Genomic DNA, 476 nt, shown 5'->3' on the forward strand with positions numbered 1-476 from the left:
CACGTTTTGCTGGCGGGTTGCTCCCACTTTTTGGCTGGCTAACTTTGGCTGAAGCACTGGTGTTTGAAGGATTGGTGGATGATGTGGAATTAACTGACATGCTTCACCTCTTCTTCATGACCGCGAGTCATCGCTACGACGATTTCATCTGGGGTGGTTTCTTCGGTGTTGTAGACACCAATGTTCTCACCATGACGCATCACAGTTATCCGGTCACACACTTCAAAGATGTCAGCAAGGTTGTGGGAGATGTACACCACCGCATGATTTGTCTCACGAAGACGTTTAACCACATCCAAAACTTGTCTGGTCTGAGCCACACCGAGAGCGGCTGTTGGTTCATCCAGCAATACCACGCTGGAATCTGCACCTACAGCGCGAGCAATGGCAATAGCCTGACGCTGACCGCCAGACAAAACCTCAACTTTGGAGCGCACTGACTTAAGCGTTTTAACCTGAAGCTGCCCGACTGCATG

Annotated in this window: 1 protein-coding gene; it reads right to left on the reverse strand. The window is 50.4% G+C overall.

What is annotated here, in order from left to right:
* Nucleotides 1-89 precede the first annotated feature (89 nt).
* The coding region (locus RH89_RS16970) for an ATP-binding cassette domain-containing protein (protein WP_004404650.1) at nucleotides 90-476 on the reverse strand (387 nt) is incomplete at its 5' end.

The organism is Vibrio nigripulchritudo ATCC 27043 (assembly GCF_000222685.1).
Taxonomy (GTDB): domain Bacteria; phylum Pseudomonadota; class Gammaproteobacteria; order Enterobacterales; family Vibrionaceae; genus Vibrio; species Vibrio nigripulchritudo.